Raw genomic sequence first — 13,118 nt, 5'->3', positions numbered from 1 at the left:
TCGTCAGTCTCCGTTGATCGTTTCGTCGATGCTGCGACAGAATTCGGAAATTTCGGCGATGGTGGCGTCGATCGCCGCACGCTGGGCCTCCAGCGCCACGATCCGCTCCCGGCATTTGGCAAAGGTCGCCTCCAGCTGCGCCCGCCGGGCCTCGCCCGGGGCATACATGTCCAGAAGCTCGCGAATATCGGCCAGCGAGAATCCAACGGCCCGCCCGCGCAGGATCCACGCCAGCCGCGCACGGTCGGCCCGTGAATAGAGGCGGGTGGTGCCCCGCCGCATCGGATGGATCAGACCCTCGTCCTCATAGAAACGAAGCGTCCGCGAGGTAACGGCAAACTCCCGCGCCAGATCCGTAATGCTGAACTGCGAATCGCTGCCGCCCAAAGTGGCCGCTCTCGCCGCGGCCGCAGCACTCCCCCGAGCCATAACCGACTCCCCTTTTGATCCCTCTCCCATGGCCCGGATCATATTCTTACCTTTACGTGCACGTCAATAACGAATGCCGGACCAGCCGGCAGCACGACAACGGATATGGTAAGGATATTGCAGAAAACCACTGCCGCCCGCCGCACCGGATAAATCCGATGCAGCGGGACGGTGGAGTCCGACCCTGAATAGTGCGGAAGCTCTGGCAATAGCCGGCGAACCGACACTGCCAGCAACGACAATGGCACAGAATTCTTAAGTCATCAATTCTGGCATTGGTTAAGCCATTAGAATCCCGCTATCTCTGATGTCTGCACCAACTCCTTGTAGTGGTGCATGAATACGCCCGGCTCATCTTCCTGAAGAATGGCAACAATTGCATCCGCCACAGTTCCAGCCGAAACCGAACGAAACCGCGAAAGCTCCCCGGCCAACAGAAAATCGATTTTCGGCGCCAGCCACTGAAAAACAGCTTCCGCCGGCCGCCGCTCCTTCCGCGGCCCGAGGATCAGCCCCGGCCGGATCACATCCACCCGCGCGAATCCCAGGCCGCGAACTTCCCGTTCCACTTCGCCCTTCACACGCGAATAGAAAGCCCCCGCCCCAGGGTCCGCGCCAACGGCCGATACCAGCACAAACTGCCTGGCGCCCGCCCGCAAGGCCGCCCTGGCAAAAGCCAGAACAGCAACCTGGTCCACAGCCCGAAAGGCCTGGCGGCTCCCGGCCGTCGCCATCGTCGTGCCCAGCGCACAAATCGCAGCGCGCGCAGCCGGCAGCGGCGGCAGCTGCGCAACATCCACCTGCAGCTCGGTCAGGCCCGTGCCCGATTTCCCGCTCCTCCGCCGCCCCACCGAAACCACCGCCTCGCCGCGCGCCAGCAACCTGTCCAGCACCAGCCCGCCCACAAGCCCCGTCCCGCCTGCCAGCAGCACGGTCACGCCGGCACCAAACCCTCGGGCTCCAGCCGGCGGAAGAAGCAACTGTCAGCCCCGGTATGGCACGCCGGCCCCTCCGGCAGCGCTTTCACCCACAAACAGTCCTGATCGCAGTCCACCAGCACCTCCCGCACATTCAGGAAATGCCCCGAGGTCTCGCCCTTCAACCACAGCGATTGGCGGCTGCGAGACCAGAAATGCGCCCGCCCCGTCTCCCGCGTTCTGGCAATGGCCTCGGCATTCATGTGCGCCACCATCAGCACCTCGCCTGTTTCGGCATGCGTCACCACCGCCGTCACCAGCCCCTGAAGATCGAATTTCGGTTGGAACATGTCAGCCATGCGGAAAAGAATGACCTTTCAATGACACATAAACTAGCGACAAACGGCGCCCAAACCCCTACATGGCTGGCCAGCGCCCACCCCACAATAGTATTCGGCCCACAAGACAGTCGGCCCACAAGACAGGCAGACCCCATATGGCTTCCATCGCAGGCGACGGGATGATCCCGCTCTCCACCGATCCCTTTGAGGATGACAAGCTCCACGAAGAATGTGGCGTCTTCGGTGTCTGGGGGGCCACCCAGGCTTCCGCCATGGTCGCGCTTGGTCTCCACGCCCTGCAGCATCGCGGCCAGGAAGCCGCCGGCATCGTCAGCCACGACGGCCGCGAATTCCACGTCCACCGCGCCATGGGCCATGTCGCCGGCAACTTCGATCGCCCCGACGTGATCGATCGCCTGGTCGGCAGCACGGCCATCGGCCACAACCGCTACTCCACCACCGGCGAAACGGCGCTGCGCAATGTCCAGCCGCTCTATGCCGATCTCGCCTCGGGCGGTTTCGCCGTCGCCCACAACGGCAACCTCTCCAACGCCTTCACGCTGAAGTCGGAACTCATCCGCCGCGGCTCCATCTTCCAGTCCTCGTCCGATACAGAGGTCATCATCCACCTCGTCGCCACCTCCACCTTCCGCACGCTGCTCGATCGCATCATCGACGCGCTGAAACAGGTCGAAGGCGCCTACTCGCTCATCTGCCTCACGCCCGAAGGCCTGATCGCCTGCCGCGATCCGCTCGGCATCCGCCCGCTGGTGCTGGGCAAGCTCGGCGAAAGCTGGATTCTCGCCTCCGAAACCGTCGCCCTGGACATCGTCGGCGCCAGCTTCATCCGCTCCATCGAGCCGGGCGAGCTCGTCGTCATCAACGACGACGGCCTGAAGTCGCTGAAGCCGTTCGAGCGCCAGAACGCCCGCCCCTGCATCTTCGAGCAGGTCTATTTCTCCCGCCCCGACAGCTTCTCGGATGGCCTCTCCGTCTATCAGGTGCGCAAATCGATCGGCGCCGAACTCGCAGCGGAATCGCCGGTCATCGCCGACATGGTCGTCCCCGTCCCCGATTCCGGCACGCCGGCCGCCATCGGCTACGCGCAGGCCGCCGGCATCCCCTTCGAGCTCGGCATCATCCGCTCCCATTATGTCGGCCGCACCTTCATCCAGCCGGGCGACCAGATCCGCCACCTCGGCGTAAAGCTGAAGCACAATGCCAACCGCGCGATGATCCACGGCAAGCGTCTCGTCCTCATCGACGACAGCGTCGTGCGCGGCACCACCAGCGTGAAGATCGTGCAGATGCTGCGCGACGCCGGAGCCGCCGAAGTCCATCTCCGCATCGCCAGCCCGCCCACCACCAACAGCTGCTACTACGGCGTCGACACGCCCGAGCGTTCCAAGCTGCTCGCGGCACAAATGGATGTGGAGGCGATGCGCGCCTATATCGGCGCCGACAGCCTCGCCTTCATCTCCATAGACGGGCTCTACCGCGCGCTGGGCGAACAGTCCCGCAAACCCGCCGCCCCGCAATATTGCGACGCCTGCTTCACCGGCGATTATCCCACCCGCCTCACCGATCAGGAACAGTGCGAGACTATCCCGCAGCTCCGCCTCGTCTCGGAAGCCAACGCCTGATGTCGGATCAGATATCTGCCCCCAGGCTCGCTCTCGTCACCGGCGCCAGCCGCGGCATCGGCGCCGCCACCGCCATCCGCCTCGCATCAGAGGGTTACCACGTCATCCTCACCGCCCGGACAGAGGATGACCTGATCAAGACCGAAGATGCGATCCACGCGGCAGGCGGCACGGCCACCATCGCCCCCGTGGACCTCCTGAAGGGCGACGAAATCGACAAGCTGGCAGCCGCCATCTCCGGCCGCTGGGAGAGCCTCGACCTCCTCGTCCTGAACGCCGCCACGCTCGGCACCCTCTCGCCGGTCGCCCATGCCAGCCCGCGCGAGTTCGAGGGCGTGATGGCGCTGAACGTCACCGCCCAGTGGCGGATGATCCGCGCCTTCGATCCGATGCTCCGCCGCGCGCGCGGCACCATCGTCGCCGTCACCTCCTCGGTCGCCACCCGCGCCGAGGCCTATTGGGGCGCCTATTCCGCCTCCAAGGCGGCGCTCGAAAACCTCGTCGGCGTCTATGCCGCCGAAATGCAGGCGCTCGGCGTCAACGTCCTTCTGGTCGATCCGGGCGGCACCCGCACCACCATGCGCGCCCGCGCCTTCCCCGGCGAAGATCCCATGTCCCTGAAAACGCCGGACACCGTCGCCGACGCCATTGCCGCGGCCCTGCCGTCTCTGGGCAAGGGCCTCACCCGGCTCAGGGTCGCAAAGGACGGCGGAGCAACAGTGTCGGCCGCCGCCTAGGCGCGCGCCCGGTCCCGCGCGATACCGTCACCGCAGACGGCGGCTTCACTGCCCGCCGGCAGCCCCGCGCACAAACACCCGCGCGCCGCCCAGCCAGGTTTCCTGCACCACCACCTGCGGCAGCTCGGCCGGGGCGATCGTGAACGGATCGCGGTCCAGCAGCAGGAAGTCCGCCCAGCGCCCCACTTCCAGCGTCCCTACCCTATCCTCGGCCAGCCCCGCCTTCGCCGCATCCAGCGTAAAGCCCGAAAACGCCTGCTGCAGCGTCAGTGCCTGCTCCGGATGCCACCCCCCCGGCGGCTGGCCCTGCCGATCCTGCCGGGTCACCGCCGCATGCAGACCATAAAAGGGGTTCGCAGGCTCCACCGGGAAATCCGATCCCAACGCCAGCGCCACGCCCGCCTTCAGCAGGCTCACCCAGGCATAGGCCCCCTGCAACCGGTCCGGCCCGATCCGGCTTTCCGCCATCGCCTTGTCCGAAGTCGCATGCGTCGGCTGTACCGAGGCGGTGATCTTCAGCTCGGCAAAGCGTGGGATGTCGGCCAGATCGATCACCTGCGCATGCTCGATCCGGTTGCGCAGCTTGTCGCCATAGGTCGGCCGGATCTCTGCAAAGCTGTCCAGCGCCTGCCGGATGGCCGCGTCGCCAATCGCATGCACGGCCACCTGATAGCCCAGATAGTTGCTTCGGCTGAACAGGTTCTTTTCCTTGGTGTCGTCCAGAAACTGCAGCCCGCGCGACCCCGGCTCATCGGAATAGGGCTTCAGCAGCCACGCCCCCCGGCTCCCCAGCGCCCCATCGCCATAGATTTTAACGCCCTGCAGCCGCAGCCGGTCGCCATACAGCCATGGCGTCGGCCGCAGCGGCGCAATCGCCTCCATCGAGGGCATCCCGGCCGCATAGCCGGTAATCCGCAGGCTCAGGCGCCCATCGTCGCCAAAGGCCCGATACAGCGCCCAGGCCTGCGGCTCGACACCCATGTCGTGCACGCCTGTCAGGCCGACAGACGCCAGATGCTTCAGCGCCGCTTCCAGCGCCTTCTCCATCTCGCCGGCAGACGGCGGTGGCGCCACCTTCTCCACCAGGTCCATCGCCGCATCGATCAGCACCCCGGTCGGGTTCCCCGCCGCGTCGCGCAGAATCCGCCCGCCGGCGGGGTCCTTCGTCGCCCTGGTGATCCCCGCCACCTTCAGCGCCGCCGTATTCGCCCAGCCTGCATGCCCGTCCACCCGGCTCAACCACACGGGCCGGGCCGCATGCGCCGCATCCAGATCAGCCGCCGTCGGCATGCCAGTGCCCCAGCTCACCTGATTCCAGCCGCCGCCGCGGATCCAGCCAGACGATGTATCCTTCGCCGCATAGGCCGCCGTCTTCGCCTGCGCATCGGCAAGGCTGGTTGCAGCGTTCAGGTCCAGGCTGCGCAGCTGCAACCCCAGCGCCATCAGATGCCCATGCGCATCGATCAGCCCGGGGATCAGCGTCCGCCCCTTCGCATCCAGCCGGAAATCGCCCGCCACCAGCTTCGGCTCGGCCGCCCCGCGCTGCAGCAACGCCAGAACCTTGCCGTCATCGCCCACCAGCAGCCCGGAAAAGCGCCGCAACCCCCCATTCGCTTCCAGCGTATAGCCGTTGGCGTTCACCACCAGCGTCTTCGCTGCCTCCGCCGACGTCGCAGCGCCCAGCAACAGCAGCGCCAACATCGCCCGCATCACAGCAGCCTCCGGATCAGCGAAGAGGTATCGTTGCGCCCACCGCCCATCGCCTGCACCTCGGCATAATAGCCATCCACCAGCCGCGTCACCTCCAGCTGCGCGCCATTCCCGGCCGCCTCGTCCAGCACCAGCCCCAGGTCCTTCCGCATCAGGTCGACGGCGAAGCCAAAGTCGAACTTCCCCTCCACCATCGTCCGCGCCCGATTGTCCATCTGCCAGCTCTGCGCCGCGCCCTTGCCGATGGCGTCCAGCAGCGCCTCGGTATCGAGCCCGGCCTTCACCGCAAAGGCCATCGCTTCCGAAAGCCCCTGCACCAGCCCGGCGATGGCGATCTGGTTCACGCACTTCGCCAGCTGCCCATGCCCGGCCGGCCCGATCCGCACGATCCGCCGCCCATAGGCCTCGACGATCGGCCGCGCCGCTTCCACAGCCGCGTCGGTCCCCCCGCACATGACAGCCAGCTGCCCGGCCTCGGCCCCGGCCTGCCCGCCGGAAACCGGCGCATCCACACAGCGAAGCCGCGGGTTGGTCCCGGCAATCTCCAGCGCCAGACGCGCCGAAATCGTCGAGTGATCGATGAACAAGGCGCCATCCGGCAGCGTGCGGAACCCGTCCGCCGTCACCTGCCGCACATCGGCATCATTGCCCACGCAGGTCACCAGCGCATCGGCGCCGTCAGCCGCCTCGGCAACGGTCGCACACGGCAGCCCGCCATAGGCAGCCGCAAAACGCCCGGCCTTCTCCGCAGTCCGGTTGAACAGCCGCAACTCATGGCCCGCCGAAGCCAGATGGCGGGCCATCGGCCACCCCATCACGCCCAATCCGACAAATGCGATTTTCCCCATGTCGCCTTTCCCCATGTCGCCCCCATGCCGCGCCCCCGCCGCCTGCGCAAGCCACGCCGGGTTTGCGCCGCGCCGCCGTATCCTCTAGGCCCTCCGCTTCACAGCAAACGGAACCCAAGGACATGGCCAGCCTGCCCACCTCTCCCGACCTCGCCACCGACGCCGCGCTCGCCATCGCGCCGGCCGACGTCATGCGGGCGGCAGAGGCCATTGCCGGCCAGGTAGTCCGCACGCCCACCCTCGAATCCAGGACGCTCGGCCAGCTCACCGGCAGCCGCGTCTTCCTCAAGTTCGAGAATCTGCAGTTCACCGCCGCCTACAAGGAGCGCGGCGCTCTGAACCGCCTGCTCGCCCTCACGCCCGACGAACGCCAGCGCGGCGTCATCGCCATGTCGGCCGGCAACCACGCGCAGGGCCTCGCCTATCACGCCAGGCGCCTCGGCATCCCCGCCACCATCGTCATGCCGCGCTTCACGCCGCTGATAAAGGTGCAGCAGACCGAGGGCCACGACGCCGAAGTCATCCTGCACGGCGAAAAGCTGGAGGAAGCAACCGCCCACGCCCAGCTCATCGCCGAGCGGCGCGGCCTCGTCTTCGTCCACCCCTTCAACGATCCGCTCGTCATGGCCGGGCAAGGCACCGTCGGGCTCGAAATGCTCACCGACGCGCCGGAGATCGACACCCTCGTCGTCCCCATCGGCGGCGGCGGCCTCATCTCCGGCTGCTCGGTCATCGCCTCCGAACTCTCCCCCAAATGCGACATCGTCGGCGTCCAGGCCGAACTCTACCCGTCGATGAAGGCAACGCTGATGGGCGAACCCGTCGTCGCAGACGGCGATACGCTGGCCGAAGGCATCGCCGTCAAGTCGCCCGGCTCGCTCACCGTGCCCGTCGTCCGCAAGCTCGTCTCCGACGTCTTGCTGGTCGGCGAACGCGATCTGGAGCGCGCAGTCGCCATGCTCCTCTCCATCGAGAAGACGGTGGTGGAGGGCGCTGGCGCCGCCGGCCTCGCCGCCCTCCTCGCCAACCCGCGCCGCTTCCGCGGCCGCACCGTCGGCCTCGTGCTGTGCGGCGGCAACATCGACACCCGCCTTCTCGCCAACGTCCTGCTGCGCGATCTCGCGCGCTCGGGCCGCCTCGCCCGCCTGCGCATCCGCCTGAAGGACCGCCCGGGCCAGCTCTACGGCGTCGCCCGCATCTTCGACCAGCAGCAGGTCAACATCCTGGAGGTCGCGCACCACCGCGTCTTCACCAACCTGCCCGCCAAGGGCCTGATGACCGAAATCGAGTGCGAGACCCGCGGCGGCGATCACCTCGAACGGCTGATCGAGGCGCTGCGCGGTGCCGGCTACGAGGTGACAAAGGTCGAACTGGGATAGGATCCGCCGGCGCAAAGCCTATGGTTTCCCCTTGTTACCTTAAGTAACAATTTTGGTTAACGGCTCCGCGCCCGATAGACAATTTGGCGTCTTCTGATCTATTGCAGATGCGAAGTATCGGAACTTCGCATATCAATTCTCTCTGTTCAGGGGCAGATAGATGCACGTCAAGATTCTCGCCAGGATTCTGGTGGGCGCAGCCGCAATGGCGATCGCCATTCCTTCAAACGCCACCGGCAGCGTCGTAGACGCGGTCAAGGCGATGAACGAATATAACGTCATCGTCTTCGGCGACATGTCCGGCGGCCACGACGTAGAGGGCAAGACCTTCGTCGGCGGCTCGCTCAGCGGCTCCGGCATCTACGGCATCGGCAATCCCACCTACAGCCAGAGCCTCGCGTCCAGCCTGCCCATCCTCACCGTGGTCGGCAATGCCACGTCGATCGGCAACATCAACAACGGCCCCGACGGCACCACCGGCAACCAGATCGGCACGCCCCCCGCCCTCACCATCGGCGGCAATTTCTCCGGCAGCCTCAACCCCGGCAACATGATCGTGAACATCGGCGGCAACGCCAGTTTCAACGCGCCCTCCGGCTCGACGGTCAATGTCGGCGGCAGCTTCTCCGGCGGCAACAATGGCGCCGTGATCAACCAGAACCTCGGCGCAGCCTATTCGGTGCCGCTGCAAAACGCGCTCGTCCTCCAGCGCGACAAGCTGATCGCAGATCTCACGCTGTTTTCGACGACCCTGAACGGCTTTTCCACCACCGCCGGCAGCGGCATCGACTATAGCGACGGCAACAACGTCAAGCTGACGGCAGTCGCCGGCGCCGACGGCTACGCCGTCCTCAACGTCAACGCCTCCGACTTCTTCGACAGCAACAAGGTCCGGGCGATCAGCTACAACTTCGATCCCAATCTTGTGACGATCGTCAACATACAGGGCATCGGCGGCGATCCCGCGGCCGCCGTCAACTACAATTGGGGCTTCAACACGATCGACGGCGCCTTCGGCAGCAAGACGCTCTACAACGACAACGTCCTCTTCAACTTCGCCAGCGGCTACGATCTGAACGACACCCTCACCACCGACCGGCAGGTTCAGGGTTCCATCCTCGCCCCCTTCCTGAAGGTCGCCAACCGCACCCCGATCGAGGGAACGCTGGTCACCGCGATCTTCAACCAGGGCGGAGAAGTCCACCTCGAGAACTTCGATCCGAACGTCCCATTCGGCACCGAACCGCCGCCGGTCCTTCCGGAACCCGGCACCTGGGCGATGCTGATCCTCGGCTTCGGCTTTATCGGCGCCACCGCGCGCCGCCGGCGCACCACCCTCGCCCGCGCCGCCGCCTGAACCACGCACAGGCCGGAACTGAGACCCCGTCCGGGAAACCGGGCGGGGTTTTCGCATCCCAAATGCCATAACTACAGCCGTTCCGGTTCCTTCTCCTCCTCCCCGGATTGGAGCAACCAGCCGATCCCGCTAAAGCAAGCGAGCACGGCGGAAGGGGTCGTGCGGAGTCGAATGGCCTGCCGGGATCTGTCGGACGATCTCATAAGGCTGCGCCTTGTCAGCACCGGCCGCCCCGCGGGGCTGGCCGGCATGTACACTCCTGCATTGCGCCCCTTCCACGACTTGTGCATGATTTGCCGCGGCGCCTTGGCGATCCGGGGCGCGGGCCTTGTGAGGTGATATGAAGGCGCAGCAGCGGCAGACCAGGACCAGAAGCACCGTCGGGCCAACCGCCCCGAAGGCTTCCGCCTGCGCACCGCAAGCCTTCCAGTCAAAGGTCGCGCCATGACCGACCAGCCAACACGCTTCCCCCGATTCTTCGTCACTGCAGAGAGCCCCTGCCCCTATCTTCCGGGCCGCACCGAACGAAAGGTCTTCGCAGAGCTTCGCGGCGCCGACGCCCAGCGCATGAGCGAGGGCCTCGGCCGCATCGGGTTCCGCCGCAGCCAGAATGTCGTCTATCGCCCCAGTTGCGAAGGCTGCAACGCCTGCGTATCGGTGCGCATCGTCGCCAGCCAGTTCACCCCCAGCCAGTCCCAGCGCAGGCTGATCCGCCGCAACGCCGATCTCGATGTCGCAGCCTGCGATGCCTGGGCCACAGAGGAACAGTTCGATCTCCTCCGCCGCTACCTGAAGGATCGCCACCCGCGCGGCGGCATGGCCAGCATGGACGGTTATGATTTCGCCGAAATGATCGAAACCTCGCCGGTCGATACCGTCGTCGTCGAATATCGCGAGCGCTCCACCGACGGCCGCCCCGGAAAGCTGATCGGCGCCTGCCTCACCGACAAGCAATCCGATGGCCTTTCGATGGTTTACAGCTTCTACGAAACCGGCCCCGGCGCACGCCCCGGCCTTGGCACCTTCATGATCCTCGATCACGCGCTGCGCGCCGCACAGGTCGGCATGCGCTATGTCTATCTCGGCTACTGGGTCGATGGTTCGCCGCGCATGGACTACAAGCGCCGCTTCTCGCCGCTGGAGATGCTCACCCCGCACGGCTGGCGCCTGCTGCCACCCCAGCCCACCGCGTCGCCCAATCTCGAGCCAATCGACTGAACGCCATTTTCGGGCTAACAGCCATCCCGTGACCGCCGACGCCGCCAACATCGCCCTCTTCGGAACCCTCGCTGCAGACTGGTGGGATCCCGAAGGCAGTTCCCGGCTCCTGCACCGGATCAACCCGATTCGCCTTGCCTATATCCGCGATGCGGCCGTCGCCCACTTTGATCGCGATCCGAAATCCCGCCGCGCCCTCACCGGCCTGCGCGCCCTCGATATCGGCTGCGGCGCAGGCCTCGTTGCCGAACCACTGGCCCGCATGGGCGCAGACGTCACCGGTCTCGACGCCGGCCCGGAAGTCATCGCCGCAGCCCGCGCGCACGCCGCCGCGCAAGGCCTGCCGATTCGCTACGAATGCGCCCAGATTTCCGATTTCGAACCGCAGGAAACCGCCCGGTTTGACTTCATATCCTGTCTTGAGGTCATGGAACATGTAACGGATATACCAGCATTTTTGTCATCGATATCCCGCCTTCTCGCCGCCGACGGCCTGCTCGTCTTCTCCACCCCGAACCGCACCCCCATCAGCTGGGCCGTGCTCATTGCAGGCGCCGAAAAGATCACCCGCCTCATCCCCGAACACGGCCACGACTGGAAGCAGTTCGTCACACCGGACGAACTCACGCAAAAGCTCGCCGCAGCAGGCCTCCGCACCGAGACGCTAAGCGGCCTCAGCTGGTCACCCACCAGGGGCTTCCATATCTCCAACGACCTGCGCATCAACTATATCGGCACCGCGGTTCACGCCTGACCCGCTCCTCCGCTTTCGAGCACTTGAAAAACCCTTAGGAACTGAAGCATTCTCTCTCCAACGAAGGAGAGGTTCCATGACCAACAGTCTGAAAGGCGTTCACCACGCGGCCTTCCGTTGCCGCGACGCCGCCGAAACCCGCGAATTCTACGAAGGCAAGCTCGGTCTGCCGGTCGCAGCCGCCCTCTTCATCGAGCAGGAGCCGAGCAGCGGCAAGGCGCACCCCTATGTCCACATCTTCTTCGAGATGCCCGACGGCAACTATATCGCCTTCTTCGACGCCCCCAGCAGCGCCAGGCCCGAACATTTCGTGAAGGCGCACGGCTTCGATCGGCACGTCGCCTTCGAAACCGACAGTGTCGAAAAGCTCCACGAATGGAAGGCCACCCTCGCGGCCAGGGGCGTCGAATGCGTCGGCCCGGTCGATCACCACTTCGTGCAATCGATCTACATGTACGATCCCAACGGCCTGCAGGTCGAAATCACCGCCCGCACCAGCCAGCACGATCCGATCATGGCGCATGAAAAGGCAAATTCAGAGGCCATCCTCGCCGACTGGACCGCCCGCACCGCCACGGAAAAGGCGAGGCTGCAGGCGTGAGCAACTTCCAGCGCATCCCGCTTCACATCGTTTTCGACGAAGTCCAGACCGTCCGCTCCACCTATGGCGGCATCGGCGGCATGATCCAGTTGCAGGCGCATCTGCTGAAACCCGACACCCCCTCCGACACGCTGGTCGTCTTCATGCACCCGATGGGGGTGATGCACTATCTGCCGATGCCGGTCGGCCTCGCGGGCGCCGGCATCCACGTCCTCAGTGCCGTCTCCCGCTATCCAAACAACGACAATGCGCTGCTCATGGAAAAGGTCCTCGCAGATCTCGGCCAATGGATCCGCCACGCCCGCGAGAAACTGGGCTACAGCAAAATCGTGCTCGGCGGCTGGTCCGGCGGCGGCTCCCTCAGCCTCTTCTACCACTCGCAGGCCGTCCGCCCCCGCATCACCGAAACCCCGTCGGGCGACCCGGTGGACCTCGGCAATCTCATCCCGGCCGACGCGATGATGCTGCTCGCCGCCCACGTCAGCCGCGCGCACACGCTCACCGAATGGCTCGATCCGTCGATCACCGACGAGACCACCACCGATGCCCGCGATCCCCTGTGGAACCTCTACGCCGGCACGGTCACCCCGCCCTATTCCGCCGACTGGCTGGCCGAATTCCGCGACCGCCAGAAGGCGCGAAACCGCCGCATCACAGCCTGGGCTCGGCAGCGCCTCGATCATGTGAAGGCCAAGGATGGCCCCAACGCCGAACAGAGCTTCATCATCCACGGCACCATGGCCGACCCGCGCTGGCTCGATCCCTCGATCGATCCCAACGACCGCGTCCCCGGCCAATGCTATCTGGGCGACCCGCGCCTTATCAACGACGCACCAGGCGGCCTCGGTCGCTACTCCACGCTCCGCTCCTGGCTCTCGCAATGGGGGATCGACACCTCCAACGCAGACGGCCCGCTGTGCGCCGCCGATTGCCACATTCCCACCCTCGTCATCGGCAATTCCGCAGACGACGCCTGCACCCCCACCCACACCCATCGCCTGCACGACGCCGTCGCCGCAACCGACAAGACCCTGATCACGATACAGGGCGCCACCCACTATTACGCCCGCCAGCCCGCCCACCTCGCGCAGGCCGTCGAAACCGTGAAGAACTGGCTAAACGAAAGAGGCTTCTGAATCTCCCCTCCCGGGCAGGGAGGGGCCGGGGGTGGGTCGAACCTGAAC

13 protein-coding genes are annotated in these 13,118 nt (G+C 65.9%); 8 read left to right on the top strand and 5 right to left on the bottom strand.

Translation table 11 applies throughout. The annotated features are described in order from the left end of the window. Positions 1-3: 3 nt before the first annotated feature. From IM784_RS02520 to hisI, 3 genes are all read right to left on the bottom strand, one after another. Positions 4-429 carry a MerR family transcriptional regulator gene (locus IM784_RS02520; RefSeq protein ID WP_199553696.1) on the bottom strand — a complete coding sequence of 142 codons (426 nt, stop codon included), beginning with the start codon at positions 427-429 and terminating at the stop codon, positions 4-6. A gap of 287 nt (positions 430-716) precedes the next feature. Continuing rightward, the gene (locus IM784_RS02515) at positions 717-1,367 is read right to left on the bottom strand and encodes a Rossmann-fold NAD(P)-binding domain-containing protein (protein ID WP_199553695.1); all 651 of its coding nucleotides are present in this window, start codon (positions 1,365-1,367) and stop codon (positions 717-719) included. Beyond that, positions 1,364-1,705, bottom strand: a complete 342-nt coding sequence (hisI, locus tag IM784_RS02510; protein ID WP_199553694.1) for a phosphoribosyl-AMP cyclohydrolase — start codon at positions 1,703-1,705, stop codon at positions 1,364-1,366. Before hisI ends, IM784_RS02515 begins: the two co-directional genes overlap by 4 nt. A gap of 137 nt (positions 1,706-1,842) precedes the next feature. Between hisI and purF the strand changes: the two genes are divergently transcribed. Further along, the gene (gene purF / locus IM784_RS02505) at positions 1,843-3,330 is read left to right on the top strand and encodes an amidophosphoribosyltransferase (protein WP_199553693.1); all 1,488 of its coding nucleotides are present in this window, start codon (positions 1,843-1,845) and stop codon (positions 3,328-3,330) included. Further along, complete coding sequence (locus IM784_RS02500) at positions 3,330-4,067, top strand: SDR family NAD(P)-dependent oxidoreductase (RefSeq protein ID WP_199553692.1); 738 nt, start codon at positions 3,330-3,332, stop codon at positions 4,065-4,067. Before purF ends, IM784_RS02500 begins: the two co-directional genes overlap by 1 nt. Positions 4,068-4,112: 45 nt before the next feature. Here the strand turns inward: IM784_RS02500 and IM784_RS02495 are convergent, their stop codons facing one another. Both IM784_RS02495 and IM784_RS02490 read right to left on the bottom strand, forming a co-directional pair. Continuing rightward, positions 4,113-5,777 (bottom strand): amidohydrolase, encoded by a 1,665-nt coding sequence (locus IM784_RS02495; RefSeq protein WP_199553691.1) that lies wholly within the window; start codon positions 5,775-5,777, stop codon positions 4,113-4,115. Then, entirely contained in the window at positions 5,777-6,625 is an 849-nt protein-coding gene (locus IM784_RS02490; RefSeq protein WP_199554128.1) for an NAD(P)-dependent oxidoreductase, read from the bottom strand. Before IM784_RS02490 ends, IM784_RS02495 begins: the two co-directional genes overlap by 1 nt. 122 nt (positions 6,626-6,747) lie before the next feature. On the opposite strand from IM784_RS02490, the gene IM784_RS02485 reads away from it, so the two are divergent. The 6 genes from IM784_RS02485 to IM784_RS02460 all read left to right on the top strand — a co-directional run bounded on the left by IM784_RS02485 (position 6,748) and on the right by IM784_RS02460 (position 13,070). Continuing rightward, positions 6,748-8,004 (top strand): threonine ammonia-lyase, encoded by a 1,257-nt coding sequence (locus IM784_RS02485; RefSeq protein WP_199553690.1) that lies wholly within the window; start codon positions 6,748-6,750, stop codon positions 8,002-8,004. Positions 8,005-8,164: 160 nt separating this feature from the next. Beyond that, positions 8,165-9,361, top strand: coding sequence for a collagen-binding domain-containing protein (locus IM784_RS02480; protein WP_199553689.1), 1,197 nt, complete (start codon positions 8,165-8,167; stop codon positions 9,359-9,361). A 444-nt stretch (positions 9,362-9,805) separates the two neighbouring features. Further along, positions 9,806-10,579, top strand: a complete 774-nt coding sequence (locus tag IM784_RS02475) for an arginyltransferase (protein ID WP_199553688.1) — start codon at positions 9,806-9,808, stop codon at positions 10,577-10,579. Positions 10,580-10,607: 28 nt separating this feature from the next. Beyond that, complete coding sequence (gene ubiG, locus IM784_RS02470) at positions 10,608-11,333, top strand: bifunctional 2-polyprenyl-6-hydroxyphenol methylase/3-demethylubiquinol 3-O-methyltransferase UbiG (protein WP_199554172.1); 726 nt, start codon at positions 10,608-10,610, stop codon at positions 11,331-11,333. 76 nt (positions 11,334-11,409) lie between these two features. Beyond that, positions 11,410-11,934, top strand: coding sequence for a VOC family protein (locus IM784_RS02465; RefSeq protein ID WP_199553687.1), 525 nt, complete (start codon positions 11,410-11,412; stop codon positions 11,932-11,934). After that, positions 11,931-13,070: an alpha/beta hydrolase family protein gene (locus IM784_RS02460; protein WP_199553686.1), complete on the top strand. Its 1,140-nt coding sequence runs from the start codon at positions 11,931-11,933 to the stop codon at positions 13,068-13,070. The genes IM784_RS02465 and IM784_RS02460 overlap by 4 nt, the downstream gene beginning before the upstream one ends. The last annotated feature ends 48 nt before the right edge of the window (positions 13,071-13,118 follow it).

The sequence above is a fragment of the Sandaracinobacteroides hominis genome, from assembly GCF_016464365.1.
Lineage (GTDB): Bacteria > Pseudomonadota > Alphaproteobacteria > Sphingomonadales > Sphingomonadaceae > Sandaracinobacteroides > Sandaracinobacteroides hominis.
Note: the sequence above shows the minus strand (reverse complement) of the source record. Positions and strands in the feature narration are given on the sequence as shown.

Excerpts from the sequence above, each read along its gene's own strand:
- hisI (WP_199553694.1), bottom strand. The coding sequence starts at position 1,705 with ATGGCTGACATGTTCCAACCGAAATTCGATCTTCAGGGGCTGGTGACG.
- IM784_RS02465 (WP_199553687.1), top strand. The coding sequence starts at position 11,410 with ATGACCAACAGTCTGAAAGGCGTTCACCACGCGGCCTTCCGTTGCCGC.
- IM784_RS02495 (WP_199553691.1), bottom strand. The coding sequence starts at position 5,777 with ATGCGGGCGATGTTGGCGCTGCTGTTGCTGGGCGCTGCGACGTCGGCG.
- IM784_RS02485 (WP_199553690.1), top strand. The coding sequence starts at position 6,748 with ATGGCCAGCCTGCCCACCTCTCCCGACCTCGCCACCGACGCCGCGCTC.
- IM784_RS02480 (WP_199553689.1), top strand. The coding sequence starts at position 8,165 with ATGCACGTCAAGATTCTCGCCAGGATTCTGGTGGGCGCAGCCGCAATG.
- IM784_RS02520 (WP_199553696.1), bottom strand. The coding sequence starts at position 429 with ATGGCTCGGGGGAGTGCTGCGGCCGCGGCGAGAGCGGCCACTTTGGGC.
- IM784_RS02475 (WP_199553688.1), top strand. The coding sequence starts at position 9,806 with ATGACCGACCAGCCAACACGCTTCCCCCGATTCTTCGTCACTGCAGAG.
- purF (WP_199553693.1), top strand. The coding sequence starts at position 1,843 with ATGGCTTCCATCGCAGGCGACGGGATGATCCCGCTCTCCACCGATCCC.
- IM784_RS02490 (WP_199554128.1), bottom strand. The coding sequence starts at position 6,625 with ATGGGGAAAATCGCATTTGTCGGATTGGGCGTGATGGGGTGGCCGATG.
- IM784_RS02500 (WP_199553692.1), top strand. The coding sequence starts at position 3,330 with ATGTCGGATCAGATATCTGCCCCCAGGCTCGCTCTCGTCACCGGCGCC.